This window comes from Cellulomonas sp. KH9, from assembly GCF_900114185.1.
Classification (GTDB): domain Bacteria; phylum Actinomycetota; class Actinomycetes; order Actinomycetales; family Cellulomonadaceae; genus Cellulomonas.
Genome location: NZ_FOSE01000002.1, coordinates 71,938 through 88,869, shown reverse-complemented (window position 1 = coordinate 88,869; position 16,932 = coordinate 71,938). Strand labels below are relative to the sequence as shown.

14 protein-coding genes are annotated in these 16,932 nt (G+C 74.1%); 8 read left to right on the top strand and 6 right to left on the bottom strand.

Features of this window, described 5'->3' with window-relative positions; translation table 11 throughout:
• Positions 1 to 23 precede the first annotated feature (23 nt).
• Both BMZ16_RS06570 and BMZ16_RS06565 read left to right on the top strand, forming a co-directional pair.
• On the top strand, positions 24 to 812 hold the full coding sequence (locus tag BMZ16_RS06570) for a dihydrofolate reductase family protein (RefSeq protein ID WP_089798841.1): 789 nt from the start codon (positions 24 to 26) through the stop codon (positions 810 to 812).
• Positions 809 to 1,294: a hypothetical protein gene (locus BMZ16_RS06565; RefSeq protein ID WP_089798840.1), complete on the top strand. Its 486-nt coding sequence runs from the start codon at positions 809 to 811 to the stop codon at positions 1,292 to 1,294. Before BMZ16_RS06570 ends, BMZ16_RS06565 begins: the two co-directional genes overlap by 4 nt.
• 51 nt (positions 1,295 to 1,345) lie before the next feature.
• Here BMZ16_RS06565 and BMZ16_RS06560 read toward each other — a convergent pair whose 3' ends face one another.
• From BMZ16_RS06560 to gndA, 3 genes are read right to left on the bottom strand one after another with little or no spacing between them, the layout of a single operon-like run.
• Complete coding sequence (locus tag BMZ16_RS06560; RefSeq protein ID WP_255366412.1) at positions 1,346 to 2,098, bottom strand: cysteate racemase; 753 nt, start codon at positions 2,096 to 2,098, stop codon at positions 1,346 to 1,348.
• On the bottom strand, positions 2,095 to 3,351 hold the full coding sequence (locus tag BMZ16_RS06555; RefSeq protein ID WP_089798839.1) for a carboxylate--amine ligase: 1,257 nt from the start codon (positions 3,349 to 3,351) through the stop codon (positions 2,095 to 2,097). The genes BMZ16_RS06560 and BMZ16_RS06555 overlap by 4 nt, the downstream gene beginning before the upstream one ends.
• Positions 3,348 to 4,802 (bottom strand): NADP-dependent phosphogluconate dehydrogenase, encoded by a 1,455-nt coding sequence (gndA, locus tag BMZ16_RS06550; protein ID WP_089799894.1) that lies wholly within the window; start codon positions 4,800 to 4,802, stop codon positions 3,348 to 3,350. Before gndA ends, BMZ16_RS06555 begins: the two co-directional genes overlap by 4 nt.
• A gap of 177 nt (positions 4,803 to 4,979) precedes the next feature.
• On the opposite strand from gndA, the gene BMZ16_RS06545 reads away from it, so the two are divergent.
• From BMZ16_RS06545 to BMZ16_RS06520, 6 genes are all read left to right on the top strand, one after another.
• The gene (locus BMZ16_RS06545) at positions 4,980 to 5,561 is read left to right on the top strand and encodes a DUF3000 domain-containing protein (protein WP_089798838.1); all 582 of its coding nucleotides are present in this window, start codon (positions 4,980 to 4,982) and stop codon (positions 5,559 to 5,561) included.
• 55 nt (positions 5,562 to 5,616) lie between these two features.
• Entirely contained in the window at positions 5,617 to 6,144 is a 528-nt protein-coding gene (locus BMZ16_RS06540; RefSeq protein ID WP_255366410.1) for a response regulator transcription factor, read from the top strand.
• Positions 6,145 to 6,250: 106 nt separating this feature from the next.
• Entirely contained in the window at positions 6,251 to 7,510 is a 1,260-nt protein-coding gene (locus BMZ16_RS06535; RefSeq protein ID WP_089799890.1) for an HRDC domain-containing protein, read from the top strand.
• A gap of 141 nt (positions 7,511 to 7,651) precedes the next feature.
• The gene (locus BMZ16_RS06530) at positions 7,652 to 8,890 is read left to right on the top strand and encodes a thiolase family protein (RefSeq protein ID WP_089798837.1); all 1,239 of its coding nucleotides are present in this window, start codon (positions 7,652 to 7,654) and stop codon (positions 8,888 to 8,890) included.
• Positions 8,887 to 11,007, top strand: a complete 2,121-nt coding sequence (locus tag BMZ16_RS06525; protein ID WP_089798836.1) for a 3-hydroxyacyl-CoA dehydrogenase NAD-binding domain-containing protein — start codon at positions 8,887 to 8,889, stop codon at positions 11,005 to 11,007. The genes BMZ16_RS06530 and BMZ16_RS06525 overlap by 4 nt, the downstream gene beginning before the upstream one ends.
• A gap of 245 nt (positions 11,008 to 11,252) precedes the next feature.
• A complete protein-coding gene (locus BMZ16_RS06520) occupies positions 11,253 to 11,582 on the top strand; it encodes a hypothetical protein (protein WP_089798835.1) in 330 nt (109 codons plus the stop codon).
• A 76-nt stretch (positions 11,583 to 11,658) separates the two neighbouring features.
• Here the strand turns inward: BMZ16_RS06520 and pflA are convergent, their stop codons facing one another.
• The 3 genes from pflA to dxs form a co-directional block, all read right to left on the bottom strand.
• Positions 11,659 to 12,543 carry a pyruvate formate-lyase-activating protein gene (pflA, locus tag BMZ16_RS06515; protein ID WP_089798834.1) on the bottom strand — a complete coding sequence of 295 codons (885 nt, stop codon included), beginning with the start codon at positions 12,541 to 12,543 and terminating at the stop codon, positions 11,659 to 11,661.
• Between the two features lie 76 nt (positions 12,544 to 12,619).
• A complete protein-coding gene (gene pflB / locus BMZ16_RS06510; protein WP_089798833.1) occupies positions 12,620 to 14,890 on the bottom strand; it encodes a formate C-acetyltransferase in 2,271 nt (756 codons plus the stop codon).
• A 117-nt stretch (positions 14,891 to 15,007) separates the two neighbouring features.
• Positions 15,008 to 16,885, bottom strand: coding sequence for a 1-deoxy-D-xylulose-5-phosphate synthase (gene dxs / locus BMZ16_RS06505; RefSeq protein ID WP_089798832.1), 1,878 nt, complete (start codon positions 16,883 to 16,885; stop codon positions 15,008 to 15,010).
• Positions 16,886 to 16,932 lie beyond the last annotated feature (47 nt).

Genomic DNA, 16,932 nt, shown 5'->3' with positions numbered 1-16,932 from the left:
CGGGCGCGCCCTAGCCTGGGGACGTGACGCCCACCGTCGACCTCGACCTGCTCCTGCCCCGGGACGCGGCCCGTCGGCTCGCGTCCCCCGCCGACGAGGCGGACCTCGTCGCGCTGCTGCGGCGCGACCGCACCCGTCCGCACGTGCGGGCCACGATGGTCACGAGCGTGGACGGTGCCGCCGTGGGCGCCGAGGGCCGGTCCGGGTCGCTCGGCACCCCGGCCGACCGTCGCGTGTTCGCGGTGCTGCGTGCCCTGGCGGACGTCGTGCTCGTGGGTGCCGGGACCGTGCGGGCCGAGGGGTACCGCGAGCTCCCCGTGGCCGCCGGGCTGCGTGCGGTCCGTGCGTCGCTGGGCCTCGCGCCGGGCATCGTGCCCGCCGTGGTGACGCGTCGCGGCGACGTCCCCGCGGACGTGGCGGACGGTGCCCTGGTGGTCACCGGGGCGCAGGGCGCCGACCGGGCACGGGCCGCGGTGGGTGCGGACCGGACGGTCGTCGTCCCCGCCCCCCACGACCCCGGCTCCCCCGACCTGCGCGCGGCGGTCGACGCCCTGGCGGCCCGTGGGCTGCGCCACGTCCTGGCGGAGGGCGGCCCACGCCTGCTCGCGGACCTGCTGGCCGCGGACCTGGTCGACGAGCTGTGCCTGACGACGAGCCCGCTGCTCGTGGCGGGCGACGCACCCCGGGCCGCGACGGGCACCCGGCCGCTCGACCCGCCGCGCGCAGCCCGCGTGCGCCACCTCCTGCACGCGACCGACGGCACGGTCCTGACCTGCTGGGACCTGCGTGCACCCGTAGGCTCGGGGTCGTGACCGACACCATCCTCGTCCTCACCGAGGACACCCTGGCCGAGTCCGACGTCCGACACATCGTGGGCCTGCACCCCGACGAATCGCCCGCCTACCGCGTGCTCGTGCCCGCCGACACCGACCGCCCCCTGATCCCCTGGATCATCGACGCGCTGAGCCTCGGCGAGCTGCGCGAGGCGTGGGACCGGGCGACGGGCCACGAGCCGAACCGCACGCGTGCCCGTCAGACCGCCGCCGAGCAGGTCGCGGGCAGCGTCGCGGCGTTCGCCGCCGCCGGTCGCGAGGCGACGGGCGAGATCACCGGCGACGACCCCCTGCCTGCCCTGCGCAGCGCGGTCGCCGGCGGCGGCGTCCGCGAGGTCGTCGTGGTGACCTACCCGCACATGGTGGAGGACACGTTCCACACCGACTGGGCCTCGCGGGCGCGCGAGGAGCTGCACGTGCCGGTCCTGCACCTGTACTCGGGGACCAGCGAGCTGGGCTGAGCCGACCGGCGCGCCGGCCCGCGTCGTCGCGCCGTCCCCGGGCGGCGGCCGTCAGCGCAGCGGGTACCCGGCGCGCTCGACGGTCCGCCGTGCGAGGACGTCCAGCGAGTCGACGAACCCGCCGTCGGCGAGCAGGTCGTGCTCGGCCGCCACGACGGAGAGCTCGGTGCAGCCGAGCACCACGACGTCGGCCCCGCGCCGGCGCAGCCGGTCCGCGACCGCGTGCAGGGCACCGACGTCGGCCGGGCGGCCGGCCTTCACCTGGTCGTAGATGATCCGCATGACGGCGTCCTGGTCGGCGTCGTCCGGGACCACCACGGGCAGCCCGCGGTCCTCGAACGCCCGCTGGTACACCTGCGCCGCGAGCGTCCCGCTGGTGGCCAGCACGCCGACGCGCGTGACACCCGGGCGCGCGGCCACCTCGTCGGCCGTCTCGTCGACGATGCTCAGCACGGGCACCCCGACCGCGGCGGCGACCTCGTCCGTGAAGTGGTGCGCGGTGTTGCACGGCACCACGACGAAGCCGACGCCCAGCCGCTCCAGGCGGCGGGCGTCGGCGGCCATGACCGGCCCGGGGTCCTCGGTCGAGCGCCCCAGGATGTACGCGGTGCGGTCGGGGATGCCGGCGTGCTGCAGGACCACCAGGTCGACGTGGTCCTGGTCGCGCTCGGCGGCCGTGCGGCGCACCACGAGGTCCAGGAAGCAGACCGTCGCGGCGGGTCCCACCCCGCCGATGACGCCGACCTCCACGCGGTGCGGCGTCGTGCCGTCACCGCGTGGGGTCACCGTTCCGGCGTCGCTCACGCGTCACCCTTCGGGTAGTGGCGGCGGTACTTGCGCACCTGGTTGGCCTGCGCGACCGCCAGGTAGGCCAGCCGCCGCGGGTCGGTCTCCGCGCGGTACCACAGCGGGTTGGTCACGCGCCCGGCGCGACCGAGCGCCCGGGTGCGGGCCCGCAGCGCGGGGTCGGCGACGTAGCGGCGCAGCAGCCAGCGCGGCAGCACCGTGTACAGGTGCGGCTCCGTGAGGTGGTCCGCGGCCCCGTCGGGCAGCGGGTCGAGCCCCTGCACGTGCTCCCGCACGTAGAGCTCGGCCGTGTTGCGACCACCGGCCGTGATGTAGAAGTTCGACCGCCCCAGCCGCGGGTTGAGCTCGAAGAAGACGGTGCGACCGTCCCGCGGGTCGTACTTGAGGTCGAAGTTGGCGTACCCCGTCCACCCCAGGTGCTCGAGCAGCCGGACCGCCTGCGCGACGATCTGCGCGTCGTGGCCCGTGATGATCCCCGCGGGGTTGCCCAGCGCACCGGGCGTGTGCTCCTCGAGCAGCACGTGCCCGAACGCCGAGAACCGGACCCTGCCGGACGCGTCGCTGTAGCACGTGAGGATGCGCATGCCCGAGTCGTCCCCGGGGATGAGGTCCTGCACGACGAACCGGCCCTGGTACCCGGAGGCCTGCACCCGGGCCAGCAGGTCGGCGAGCTCGGCGGGCGTGTCGACCGTGAAGACCTTCTTCTTCCCGGGGAACTCCACCAGGTGGTAGGCCGCGGTGTCGGCCGCCTTCGCGATGACGGGGAACCGCAGCCCGGAGGTGTCCGGCGTCCCCCCGGCCTGCACGTCGTGCACGACCGTGGCGGGGTGGTCGATCCCGAGCTCGGCACACAGCTCACCGAACAGCACCTTGTCCGTCACGCGGTCGAGCGTCGCGACGTCCACGTACGGGATCGTGTACAGGTCCTCGAGCTGCGCCCGGTTCTCCACGATCGTGCGCACCAGCCAGTCCGCACTGCCCAGCAGCACCCGGTCGGTCCCCGGGTGCTGCTCGGCGATCGCGCGCAGCCGGCGCACGACGGTCGGGCCGTCGTCGATGCCCGGCTCGACGACGTTCTCGAGGATGCGCGAGTGGCGCACCAGGCCCGTCGAGACGGACGACACCACGACCGAGCGCACGCCGTACGCCTCGTGGAACGTGCGGGCGAGCGAGTACGCCCCGACGTCGCCGCCGAGGACGACGGGCTGCAGCCGCGGCGCCGGCACCTGGGCGCCCGTGCGCCGGCTCACCAGGTCTGCTCGGTGCGGTCGCCGGACCAGTCGGTGTGGAACACGCCGTCGCGGTCCGTGCGCCGGTAGGTGTGGGCACCGAAGAAGTCGCGCTGGGCCTGGATGAGGTTGGCCGGCAGCCGCTCGGCCCGCACGCCGTCGTAGTACGCGAGGGAGGACGAGAACGCGGGCGTCGGGACGCCGTGGGCCGCGGCCGCCGACACGACCCGCCGCCACGCCGCGACACCGTTGGAGACGGCCGCGGTGAAGTACGGGTCGGCGATGAGCAGCGGCAGCTCCGGGTTGCGCTCGTACGCCTGCGTGATGCGGTCGAGGAACTTGGCCCGGATGATGCAGCCGCCCCGCCAGATGCGCGCCATCGCGGCCCGGTCGATGTCCCACCCGTACTGGGCGGACGCGGCCGCGATCTGGTCGAAGCCCTGCGAGTACGCCACCAGCTTCGAGGCGTACAGGGCCAGGCGCACGTCCTCGATGAACGCACCGGGCTCGGGGACGTTCCAGGCGAGCGTGTCGGCCGGCAGCACGCCGCGCGCGGCCGCGCGCTGCGGGGCGGACCCGGACAGGGCGCGCGCGAACGTCGCCTCCGCGATGCCCGTGATCGGCACGCCGAGGTCGAGCGCGTTCTGCACGGTCCAGCGACCCGTGCCCTTCTGCTCGGCGGCGTCGGCGACCACGTCGACGAACGGGCGACCGGTGGCCGCGTCGGTGTGCGCGAGGACCTCGGCGGTCACCTCGATGAGGTACGACTCGAGGTCGCCGGTGTTCCACGCGGCGAAGACCTCGCCGATCTCGGGTGCCGAGGCACCCAGCCCCTGGCGCAGCAGGTCGTACGCCTCGGCGATGAGCTGCATGTCCGCGTACTCGATGCCGTTGTGCACCATCTTGACGAAGTGCCCGGCACCGTCCGGCCCGACGTGCGTGCAGCAGGGCACGCCGTCGACCTTGGCCGAGATGGCCTCGAGGATCGGGCCCAGCGACGCGTACGACTCGACGGTGCCGCCCGGCATGATCGACGGGCCGTTGAGCGCGCCCTCCTCGCCGCCGGACACGCCCGTCCCGACGAAGTGCAGGCCGTGCGCGCGCAGGGCCTGCTCGCGGCGGACCGTGTCGGGGAAGTGCGCGTTGCCGGCGTCGACGACGATGTCACCGGCCTCCAGCAGCGGGACGAGCTCGTCGATCACCGCGTCGGTCGCGGGACCCGCCTGCACCATGACGACGACCTTGCGGGGCCGGGCGAGCGAGGCGACGAAGTCCGCCATCGACTCCGACGGCACGAACGTGCCCTCGTCCCCGTGCTCGGTCACGAGCGACTGCGTGCGCGCGTACGTGCGGTTGTGGACGGCGACCGTGTACCCGTGACGCGCGAAGTTCCGCGCCAGGTTGCGGCCCATGACGGCCAACCCGGTCACGCCGATCTGCGCGGTGCCGACGACCGACGACGGGACAGACATCACTAGCGCTCCTTATGCCGGATGAGCACGGGCCGCCGGGAGGTGCCGGGCCTGTGCGGCGACCGGCACCGGCGCGCGCGGCGCGTGCGGATGCGTCGTCGAGCCTAGTGCGCGCGAGGCCCGGCGCCCTCGGCGTGCCGGGGACCGAGACGAGCGGTCCGCCCGTACTCTCGCCGCGTGACCCCTGCCGGACCCGAGGACGTCCCCGCCGAGTTCGTCCGCGCCCTGCGCTCGTTGCGCGGGGTGCCCGTGCGCCCCGAGGTGGTGCTGGACGAGGTTCCCGGACCTGCCCGCATCGCGCCGTACACGGCCGCACTGACCGCGGAGGTCCGCACGGCGCGACGGTCGGTCGCCGCGGAGGACCTCGCGTCCGGGCGGTTCGTCGTGCTCTACGACCCCGAGGGCCAGGAGGCGTGGGAGGGCTCGTTCCGACTCGTCACGCTGGTGCGGGCGAGCCTCGAGGCCGAGGTGGGCGCGGACCCGATGCTCGCCGAGGTCGCGTGGTCGTGGTTCCACGACGCCCTGGAGTCCACCGGTGTCACCCCGCACGCCGCCGGCGGCACGGTGACGCGGGTGCTGTCCCAGAGCTTCGGTGCGCTGGACCGGCGCGAGGAGCAGACCGAGCTCGAGATCCGCGCCTCGTGGACCGCCTGGGACGAGAACCTGGCCCCTCACCTGGCGGCCTGGGCCACCCTGCTGTGCACGGCGGCCGGCCTGCCCCCGCTCCCGGAGGGCGTCGTCCCGCTGCCGCGCCGCTGACGGGCCACCCGCGCACCGGCTCAAGTCGTCGGCGGGGCCTGCCGATGCACGGGGCGTGACCATCGAGCCTCTGCGACGCGACGTCCGCGACATCTCGGCCCGCCGCCCGGGCGTCTCGACCGTGCCCACGTCGCGGCGCGTGCCGTCCGCGACCCCCGCACGTCATCCGATGTGCGTGGTGGTCACCCAGATCGCCGAGGGTGAGGGCGAGACGCTGGTCCGCGCCCTGCGCCGGCGGGGGGCGCACCGCGTCGTCGTCCTCGCGCGGCGCGCGGGTCGTGTGGAGCTGCGCACGCTGCTGGCCGGTGGCCTCCGCGGCGGGGTGGCCAGCACCACCGACGCCGCCGGCACGCCCGCCCGCCCGGCACCGGCGCCGCCCGTCCCGACCGCCGAGCTCAGCGCCCGGGAGCTGAGCGTCCTGTCCCGCGTGGCCGAGGGCCGCACCAACCGCCTCATCGGCGAGGAGCTCGGCCTGTCCGCCCTCACGGTCAAGAGCCACCTGGCCCGGATCTCGCGCAAGCTCGGCACCGGTGACCGTGCCGAGCTGGTGGCGATCGCGATCCGCAACCGGTTCATCGACTGACCCACCACCCGCCGGGGCCGGCCGCAGGGACCTCACCCGGAGCGCCGTGCGCGACGCGCGCGCCTGCTGCACGGACGCACCCCCGCGGTCGCCTACGGTGGACGTCATGAATGCCGAGGCGCCGCAGGGCGCGCCGGGTGCGGACGACCACCCGGACGTGACCACGCCGGTCGTCGTCCCCCTGCTGGAGCCGGCCGACGGCGTCCCCGAGGTCGTCGCGACCCCGGAGGCCCTCGCTGCCACCGTCGCGGCCTTCGCGGCGGGCACCGGACCCGTCGCCGTGGACGCCGAGCGCGCCTCGGGCTACCGGTACGGGCAGCGCACCTACCTGGTGCAGCTGCGCCGCGAGGACGCCGGCACGGCACTCATCGACCCGATCGCGCTGCCCGACCTGTCGGCACTGTCCGACGCCCTCGTCGGTGTCGAGTGGGTGCTGCACGCCGCCTCGCAGGACCTGCCCGGCCTGGCCGAGCAGCACCTGCGCCCGTCCCGCCTCTTCGACACCGAGCTGGCCGCGCGGCTGCTCGGGATGGAGCGCGTCGGCCTCGCGGCCGTCGTGGCCGACACGCTGGGGCTCGGGCTGGCCAAGGAGCACTCGGCCGTCGACTGGTCCACCCGTCCGCTGCCGGCGGAGTGGCTGCGGTACGCCGCGCTCGACGTCGAGGTGCTGGTCGAGGTCCGTCAGGTGCTCGCCGAGCGCCTGGCCGTCGCCGGCAAGGCCGAGTGGGCCCGCCAGGAGTTCGAGGCGGTGCGGCTGGCACCGCCACCGGCGCCGCGGGTCGAGCCGTGGCGGCGGGTGTCGGGGCTGCACAACGTCCGCGACGCGCGACGCCTCGCGGTGGTGCGCGAGCTGTACGCGACCCGTGACCGCAACGCCCGCGAGCGCGACATCTCGCCGGGGCGGGTGCTGCCCGACGCGGCCATCGTGGCGGCGGCGCAGGCGCTGCCGCGCACGGTCGGCCAGCTGGTGACGCTGCCGGCGTTCGCCGGCAAGGGGACGCGACGCCGCGCGGCGCTGTGGCAGTCGGCGATCGACCGGGCCGTGGCCCTGCCCGAGGCGGACCTGCCCGCGACCCGCGGCCCCGCGAGCGACGGACCGCCCCCGGCCCGGGTGTGGGGCGACCGGGACCCGGCCGCCGCCCGCCGGCTGACCGCCGCGCGAGCCGTGGTCGCCGCGGCGTCCCAGGAGCACACCGTGCCCGTCGAGAACCTGCTGCAGCCGGACCTGCTGCGGCGGCTCTGCTGGTCCCCGCCGCAGCCGCTGGACGAGTCCTCCGTGGCGGCCGCGCTCCAGGCCGGCGGTGCGCGGGCCTGGCAGGTCGAGCTGCTCGCCGGCCCGCTCGCCGCGGCTCTCGCTGCTGCCTGAGGTCCCCGCTCGCGGGACTGTGATCTGCATCACCGGCGTCGTTACTCTTGAGTAACCTCGCGTGTCCAGGGACGATGGTCCTGCCCGTGCGCGACTGCGCGTGCGCGCTCCCCCGGACACCGCCGTCCCCCTGGAGGACTGATGCCGAGCACGTCCCGTCCCGACGCCCGGGTGCCCGCCGCCCGGCGCGTCGTCTTCGTCGACGGGGTGCGCACCCCGTTCGGCCGCGCCCGCAAGGACGGGCTCTACGCCCACACCCGCGCCGACGACCTCGCCGTGCGGACGGTCCGTGAGCTGCTGCGACGCCACCCCCGGCTGCCGCCCGAGCGCGTCGACGACGTCGCGCTCGCCGCGACCACCCAGCAGGGCGACCAGGGCCTGACGCTCGGGCGCACCGTCGCGATGCTCTCCGGGCTGCCGACGACCGTCCCCGGCTTCGCGATCGACCGCATGTGCGCCGGCGCGATGACCGCCGTGACGACCACCGCCGCCGCCATCGGCTTCGGCGCCCAGGACGTGACCATCGCCGGTGGTGTGGAGCACATGGGCCGCCACCCGATGGGCTTCGACGCCGACCCCAACCCCCGCTTCCTCGCCGAGCGCATCGTCGCCGCCGACGCCCTCAACATGGGCGTGACGGCCGAGAACCTCCACGACCGGTTCCCGGCGCTCACCAAGGAGCGCGCGGACGCGTACGGCGCCGCGAGCCAGGCCAAGTACGCCGCCGCGCTGGCCGCCGGCAAGATCGACCCGGACCTCGTGCCCGTCGCGCTGCGCGACCCCGCGAACGGCTGGGGCCTGGCGACGGCCGACGAGCCGCCCCGCCCGGGCACCACGCTCGAGGGCCTGGCCGGCCTGGCGACCCCGTTCCGCGCCGGCGGCCGTGTCACCGCCGGCACGTCCGCCCCGCTCACCGACGGTGCCGCCGCCTGCCTGCTCGCCGCGGAGGACGTCGCCGAGGAGCTCGGCCTGCCGGTGCGCATGCGGCTGGTCTCCTTCGCGTACGCCGGGGTGGAGCCCGAGGTCATGGGCCTGGGCCCGGTGCCCTCGACGCAGAAGGCGCTCGCGCGCGCCGGCCTCACGATCGACGACATCGGCCTGTTCGAGCTCAACGAGGCGTTCGCCGTCCAGGTCCTGTCCTTCCTCGACGCGTTCGGCATCGCCGACGACGACCCGCGTGTCAACCCCTACGGCGGCGCGATCGCCGTCGGCCACCCGCTCGCGTCGTCCGGCGTCCGCCTCATGACGCAGCTCGCACGGCAGTTCGCGGAGCACCCCGAGGTCCGGTACGGCCTCACCGCGATGTGCGTCGGCCTCGGGCAGGGCGGCACCGTCATCTGGGAGAACCCGCACTTCACCGCCGAGGAGGCCGCCCGATGAGCACGTCCGAGCCGCGACCCGAGCGCGTCACCCACGCCCTGGTCCGTGACGTCCGGCTGCCGGGGGGCCTGGGCACGCTGGCACTCGTCACCCTCGACAACGGGCTGGACCACACCAAGCCCACGACTCTCGGACCGCAGGGCATCGCCGAGCTCACGGCCACGCTGCGCAGCCTGCAGGAGCGCGCCGCGGCCGGCGAGATCGCCGCCGTCGCCGTCACGGGCAAGCCGTACTACCTCGCGGCGGGCGCCGACCTGCTGCAGGTCGCCGGCGTGCGCACCCGTGAGGCCGCGCTCGCGCTCGGCCGCGGTGGGCACGAGGCGTACCGGATGCTCGGCGAGATGGGTGTGCCGACGTTCGCCTTCGTCAACGGCGCCGCGCTGGGCGGCGGGTTCGAGGTCGCCCTCAACTGCGACTACCGCACCGCCGCCGCCGACGTCCGCGCCCTCGCCCTGCCGGAGACCGGCCTCGGGCTCGTCCCGGGGTGGGGCGGCGCGTACCTCGTGCCCCGGCTCGTCGGCATCGAGAAGGCCGTCGAGGTGGTCCTCACCCGCCCGGCCGCCAACACGCCGTACACCGCGGCGCAGGCGGCGCAGATCGGGCTCGTCGACGTCGTGCTCGACCCCGCGGACTTCCTCGAGGAGTCGGTGCGCTGGGCCGCGGGCGTGCTGCGCGGCGACGTCGTCGTCGAGCGTCGCCCGCTCGACGACGCCGCGACCTGGGAGGCCGTCGTCGAGGCGGCCCGCACCCGGCTCGACGCCGTCGTCCACGGCTCGCGCCCGGCGCCCGGTCGCGCGCTCGACCTCATGGCCGCCGCGCGGGACGCCGACAGGGACGCCGCGTTCGCCGCGGAGGACGAGGCGCTGGCCGACCTCATCCTCAGCGACGAGATGCGCGCCAGCGTCTACGCCTTCGGGCTCGTCCAGGGCGGCAAGAAGCCCACGGGTGCGCCCGACCCCTCGCTCGCCCGCCCCGTCACGCGGGTCGGCGTCGTCGGCGCCGGGCTCATGGCCGGGCAGATCGCGCTGCTGTTCGCCCAGCGGCTCGGGGTGCCCGTCGTCATGCGGGACCTCGACCAGGAGCGCGTCGACCACGGCCTGGCCGCGGTGCGCTCGACCGTCGAGCGGCTCGTGTCCTCGGGCCGCATGACGTCGGACGCGGGCGCGCGCATCACCACCCAGATCACGGGGTCCACGGACCTCGCGGTGTTCGCGGGGTGCGACCTGGTGATCGAGGCGGTCACCGAGGTGCTGGAGCTCAAGAAGCGGGTGTTCGCCGAGCTCGAGGACGTCGTCGCCCCGGACACGATCCTCGCGACGAACACGTCGGCGCTGTCCGTGACCCGCATGGCGGCGGACCTGCGGCACCCCGAGCGGGTCGTCGGCCTGCACTTCTTCAACCCCGTGGCGGCCATGCCGCTGGTCGAGGTCGTGCAGGCGCAGGCCACGTCCGACGAGGCCCTGGCCACCGGGTTCGCGGTCGCCGCGAAGCTGCGCAAGACCCCTGTCCTGGTCAAGGACCGTCCCGGGTTCGTCGTCAACCGCCTGCTCGTGCTGCTGCTCGGCATCATCGTGGACGCCGTCGAGCACGGCACACCCGTCGAGGTCGCCGACCGCGCCCTCGACCCGCTGGGCCTGCCGATGCCGCCGTTCGAGCTGTTCGACCTCGTCGGGCCCGCCGTCGGGCTGCACGTCCTGACGTCGCTGCGCGAGGACCTGGGCGACCGCTTCCCGCGCTCCCCCGGGCTCGAGAAGCTGGTCGCGGACGGCACGACCGTCGTCACGCCGGCACCCGCCAAGGGGCTGCCGAAGCGCGTCGACCCGGCCGTGCAGGCCGTGTTCGACGCCGCCCGGGAGACCCCGCCGGCCGACGAGCCGCTCGACGAGGCCGGGGTGCTCGACGCCGTCCTCACGGCCCTGACGGTCGAGATCGGTCACATGCTCGACGAGGGCGTCGTGACCACCCCGCAGCAGATCGACCTGTGCATGATCCTGGGCGCCGGGTGGGGCTTCCACCTGGGCGGCATCACGCCGTACCTGGACCGCACCGGCTACAGCGAGAGGGTCCTGGGCCGACGGCTGCTTCCCGACGGCGTGGCGAACGTCCCCACCACCTGACGACCACGGGCTGGATCGACCTCTCCCCGCGAGAGGTCGATCCAGCCCTCGGTGAGAGGTCGATCCGCCTGCACGCCCACGCGGGTGCCCGGTCCCCGGGGCAGGACCCGTCCCGCGGCGCGGCGCGGCGCGGGCGACCGATCCAGCGGTACGTCCCCGCTCCGGTCCGCCGCGCCGTCGGACCCCGAAGCCCGGCCCACGACCCGACCACGGGCCCGGCCGCCGAGTCCGCCGGCGAGTCCTGGTTGCGACTGCGCCTCTTCCAGGCAGGGCTGCCGCGACCCGTACCGCAGATCCGCATCCGTGACGCGTCCGGACGTGCGGTCTACCGCCTCGACCTGGGGTACCCCGACCAGCGGGTCGGGATCGAGTACGACGGTGAGGAGTACCACGCCGCCACGAGCGCACAGCACTGCGCTGACCTGCGACGACGCCAGGACCTCCGGGACCGGTTCGGGTGGGAGGTGCTCGGTCCGCACCGGGGGGACGTCCTCGGACGACGCAACGACCTCGAACGCGTGACCGCGGACATGATCGAGTTCACCGGTCCGCTGCTGGCACGGCAGGAGTGGTAGCACGGCTCGATCACTGTCGCGCCGGATCGACCTCTCACGCCTGACCGGGGGCGATCGGGCGAGCGGCGGAAGGTCGTCAGAACGTGGTCAGCCCGCGGGCGCGGAAGACGTCGCGGACGGCCTCGGTGGCCTCGCGCGTGGGCGGCTCGGTGTCCTCGAGCTCGTACGCCAGGCCGAGGTCGGCCCACTTGTCGCGGCCCATCTGGTGGAACGGCAGGACCTCGACGCGCTCCACCGCCTCGCCCAGCGACGCGACGTAGTCGGCGACGGCCTCGACGTTCTCGGGGGCGTCCGTCAGGCCGGGCACGAGCACGAACCGGATCCACATGCGGTTGCCGCGCGCGGCCAGGCGCCGACCGAAGTCGAGGGTGGGCTGCAGCTCGCGGCCCGTGGCCCGCTTGTACGTCTCGGGCAGCCCCGACTTCACGTCCAGGAGGACGAGCGAGACGTCGTCCAGCATCTCGTCCGTGGCCTGGGCGCCGAGGAAGCCCGACGTGTCGATCGCGACGGGCACGTCCATGGCCGCCGCGCCACGGATCAGGCGCCGCACGAACGCCGGCTGCATGAGGGGCTCGCCACCGGAGATGGTGACGCCCCCGCCGGTGGCCTTGAACACGCCGCGGTAGCGGGCGATGCGGGTGAGGAGCTCGTCGGCGGTGACGTCGGTGCCCCGCCGCATCTCCATGGTGTCGGGGTTGTGGCAGTACAGGCACCGCAGCGGGCACCCGGACAGGAAGATCGTCAGCCGCGTGCCGGGGCCGTCGACGGCCGTGACGAGCTCCCAGGAGTGCACCGAGCCGAGCCGGCCCTCGCGGACCGCCGCGAGCCGCTCGCTGCGCTCCGTCTCGGTGGCCTCGAGGCCGGCGGTGCCGTGCCCCTGCGTGCGGGTGTGCGACCCGCCGACCAGCGGCATGCCGAGCGGCACGACCGGCGCACCGGTCTGCTCGGTGGTGGTGCTCATCGTGGCCTCGCAGGGTCGGTGGTGCCGGGGGTGGCCCCGGCCCGGCGGTCAGGACGCCGGGCCGGGGTCACGAGGGTCAGACCGCGCCGTGGAAGGTGCGGGACAGCACGTCGAGCTGCTGCTCGCGCGTGAGCCGCACGAAGTTCACGGCGTAGCCCGAGACACGGATCGTCAGCTGCGGGTAGTTCTCCGGGTGCTCCATGGCGTCCACGAGCGTCTCGCGGTTCAGCACGTTGACGTTCATGTGGTAGCCGGAGGACAGCACGTAGGCGTCCAGCAGACCGACGAGGTTGGTCACCTGCTCGTCCTTCGTCCGGCCGAGCCCGGCGGGCACGATCGACGAGGTGAGCGAGATGCCGTCCTGCGCCTCGGAGTACGGCAGCTTGGCGACCGACAGCGCGGAGGCCAGCATGCCGTGCGTGTCACGGCCGTTCATCGGGTTGGCGCCCGGGGCGAACGGCTCGCCGAGCTTGCGCCCGTCGGGGGTCGACCCGGTGTTCTTGCCGTAGACCACGTTCGACGTGATGGTCAGCACCGACTGGGTGTGCAGCGAGTTGCGGTACGTGGGCAGCGCGCGGATCTTCTCCATGAAGGTCCGCACGAGCCACACCGCGATGTCGTCCGCACGGTCGTCGTCGTTGCCGTAGGTCGGGTAGTCGCCCTCGACCACGTAGTCGGTGATGAGGCCGTCGGCCGACCGCAGGGGCGTGACCTTGGCGTACTTGATGGCCGACAGCGAGTCCGTGACGACCGACAGGCCGGCGATCCCGCAGGCGAGCGTGCGCAGGACGGTGCGGTCGTGCAGCGCCATCTCGATGCGCTCGTACGCGTACTTGTCGTGCATGTAGTGCACGCAGTTCAGCGCGTCGACGTACGTCTCGGCCAGCCAGTCCAGCGTCTTGTCGAACTTGGCGAGCACGTCGTCGTAGTCGAGCACGTCGCCCTCGACGGGCGCCGAGACGGGGGCGACCTGCTTGCCCGTGATCTCGTCACGCCCACCGTTGATGGCGTACAGCAGTGCCTTGGCGGTGTTGACGCGAGCGCCGAAGAACTGCATCTGCTTGCCGACACGCATCGGGGACACGCAGCACGCGATGGCCGCGTCGTCGCCCCACGAGGCGCGGATGAGCTCGTCCGACTCGTACTGCACGGCCGAGGTGTCGATCGAGACCTGCGCGCAGAACTTCTTGAAGCCCTCGGGCAGCCGCTCGCTCCAGAACACCGTCATGTTGGGCTCGGGGGCCGGACCGAGGTTGTAGAGCGTCTGCAGGAAGCGGAACGACGTCTTGGTGACGAGCGGGCGCCCGTCCTCGCCGATGCCGCCGATCGACTCGGTCACCCACGTCGGGTCGCCGGAGAAGAGCGTGTCGTACTCCGGGGTGCGCAGGAACCGGACGATGCGCAGCTTGATGACGAAGTCGTCGATGATCTCCTGCGCCTGGTCCTCGGTGAGGATGCCGGCCTCGAGGTCACGCTGCAGGTAGACGTCGAGGAAGGTGGAGGTGCGGCCCAGCGACATCGCGGCGCCGTTCTGCTCCTTCACCGCGGCGAGGTAGCCGAAGTACAGCCACTGCACGGCCTCGCGGGCGCTGGTCGCGGGCTGCGAGATGTCGTAGCCGTAGGAGGCGGCCATCTGCTTGAGCTCGCCGAGCGCGCGGATCTGCTCGGACAGCTCCTCGCGGTCGCGGATGACGTCCTCGACCGAGCGCTCCATGTCGAGGGAGGCCTTCTCGAGCTTCTTCGCGGCGATGAGCTGGTCGACGCCGTAGAGCGCGACGCGGCGGTAGTCGCCGATGATGCGGCCGCGGCCGTACGCGTCGGGCAGGCCGGTGATGATGTGCGAGGACCGGGCGGCGCGGACGTTCGGCGGGTACACGTCGAAGACCCCGTCGTTGTGGGTCTTGCGGTACTTCGTGAAGATGTCGATGATCTCCTGCGGCGCCTCGTACCCGTAGGTCTCGAGGGACGTCTGGACCATGCGCCAGCCGCCGTTGGGGATGATCGCGCGCTTCAGCGGCGCGTCGGTCTGCAGGCCGACGATCAGCTCGTTCGCCTCGTCGATGTAGCCCGGGGCGTGCGACGTGATCGTGGACGGGGTGGCGGGGTCGACGTCGTAGACGCCCTTCTCGCGCTCCGCCGGGAACATCTCCGAGAGCTTGCCCCAGATGCCGGTGGTGCGGGCTGTCGGGCCGGCGAGGAAGTCGGCGTCACCCTCGTAGGGCGTGTAGTTGCGCTGGATGAAGTCGCGGACGTCGACGTGGTCGGTCCACGGTCCGGCGACGAAGCCCTCCCACGCCGCAGGTACGACGGTGTCGCTGCGGTCGCTGGCGGCGGCGGTGATGGTCATCAGGCTCTCCCTGGGTCGGGGTCGATGAGGACGACGCTACGGAGCAAATGATGGGATGTCTTGGGACCTCGGTCCCCGCGCCCCGGACGCCCCGGTGACGCCCACCACAACGCCTGGTCAGCCGCGTGCGCGCAGCGCCGCGAGGACGTCCCCCGCGACGTCGTGCGGCGTGAGCCGCAGCTCGTCGATCACCTCGTCGCGGGACGCGTGCTCCAGGAAGACGCCCGGCACCCCGAACGACTGCACGGGCGTCGGCACGTTCGCCTCCCGCGCACGCTGCCCCAGCAACGCCCCGATGCCACCGTCGACCAGCCCGTCCTCGAGGGTGACGACGTGGTCGTGCTCCCCCGCCAGCTTCACCAGGGCGGCCGGCACGGGCAGCACCCAGCGCGGGTCGACCACGGTGACCGCGGTGCCGTCGGCCGCGAGCAGGTCGGCGACCGCGAGCGCGGTGCCGACCATGGCCCCGATCCCGACGACGAGCACCCGCGTGCCCGCGCCCTCGTGCCGCGCCAGCACGTCGACCCCGTCGGCGTCCTCGATCGCGGGCACGGGGTCACCCATCGACCCCTTCGGGTACCGCACGACGCTCGGTGCGTCGTCGATGTCGACCGCCTGGCGCAGCGCGGCGCGCAGCGTGGGCTCGTCGCGGGGCGCCGCGAGCCGCAGCCCGGGCACGATCGACAGCATGGCCAGGTCCCACATGCCGTTGTGGCTCGCCCCGTCGTCACCGGTGATGCCGGCGCGGTCGAGCACGAACGTGACGCCCGCGCGGTGCAGGGCGACGTCCATGAGGACCTGGTCGAAGGCGCGGTTGAGGAACGTCGCGTAGACGGCGACGACCGGGTGCAGGCCCGCGAAGGCCATGCCGGCGGCCGACGTCGCGGCGTGCTGCTCGGCGATGCCCACGTCGAAGACGCGCTCCGGGAACTCCGTGGCGAACGGGGCGAGGCCCACGGGCTGCAGCATGGCGGCCGTGATCGCGACCACGTCGGGCCGGCGCCGGCCGATGCGCACGATCTCGTCGGCGAACACGCTGGTCCACCCGAACCGCGACGGCGCCAGCGGCAGCCCCGTCTCGGGGTGGATCCGGCCCACCGCGTGGAAGCGGTCGGCGACGTCCTGCTCCGCGGGCGTGTACCCGCGGCCCTTCTCGGTGATGACGTGGACGATCACCGGCCCGCCGAACGCCCGTGCCCGGCGCAGCGCACGCTCGACGGCCTGCTCGTCGTGCCCGTCGACCGGACCGATGTACTTCAGGCCCAGGTCCTCGAACATGCCCTGGGGCGCGACGACGTCCTTGATGCCCTTCTTCAGCCCGTGCAGCGCCTCGTAGGCCAGGCGCCCGGGCGGCCCGGAGCGGCGCAGGGTCGTCTTGCCCCACGTCAGCACCGACTCGTAGCCCTGCGTGGTGCGCAGCGAGTCGAGGTGCTGGGCGAGCCCGCCGATGGTCGGCGCGTAGGACCGCCCGTTGTCGTTGACGACGATGACGAGGCGCCGGTCGACGCCCGCGGCGATGTTGTTGAGCGCCTCCCAGGCCATGCCGCCGGTGAGGGCGCCGTCGCCGATGACGGCCACGGTGTGCCGGTCGGCCTCGCCGCGCAGCTGCCGCGCCTTGGCGATGCCGTCCGCCCAGGACAGCGCGGTGGACGCGTGCGAGTTCTCCACGACGTCGTGCTCGGACTCGGTGCGGCTGGGGTACCCGGACATGCCGCCCCGGCGGCGCAGCGACGTGAAGTCCTGGCGGCCGGTCAGCAGCTTGTGCACGTAGGCCTGGTGCCCGGTGTCGAACACGATCGTGTCGCGCGGGGAGTCGAAGACGCGGTGCAGCGCGATGGACAGCTCGACGACCCCGAGGTTCGGGCCGAGGTGGCCGCCGGTGCGCGAGACCTGGTCGACGAGGAACTCGCGGATCTCCTCAGCGAGCGCGTCGACCTCCTGCGTCGTGAGCCGACGCACGTCCTGCGGCGACGAGATGCGTTCGAGCAGCCCCACCTGGGCCTCCTTCGTGCCGGTCCTCCGGCGGTGTGCCGACGGTTGCC

Bases quoted from the DNA above. Each gene is read 5' to 3' on its own strand.
- BMZ16_RS06535 (WP_089799890.1), top strand. From the start codon at position 6,251: ATGAATGCCGAGGCGCCGCAGGGCGCGCCGGGTGCGGACGACCACCCG.
- pflA (WP_089798834.1), bottom strand. From the start codon at position 12,543: ATGAGCACCACCACCGAGCAGACCGGTGCGCCGGTCGTGCCGCTCGGC.
- BMZ16_RS06525 (WP_089798836.1), top strand. From the start codon at position 8,887: ATGAGCACGTCCGAGCCGCGACCCGAGCGCGTCACCCACGCCCTGGTC.
- BMZ16_RS06530 (WP_089798837.1), top strand. From the start codon at position 7,652: ATGCCGAGCACGTCCCGTCCCGACGCCCGGGTGCCCGCCGCCCGGCGC.
- gndA (WP_089799894.1), bottom strand. From the start codon at position 4,802: ATGTCTGTCCCGTCGTCGGTCGTCGGCACCGCGCAGATCGGCGTGACC.
- pflB (WP_089798833.1), bottom strand. From the start codon at position 14,890: ATGACCATCACCGCCGCCGCCAGCGACCGCAGCGACACCGTCGTACCT.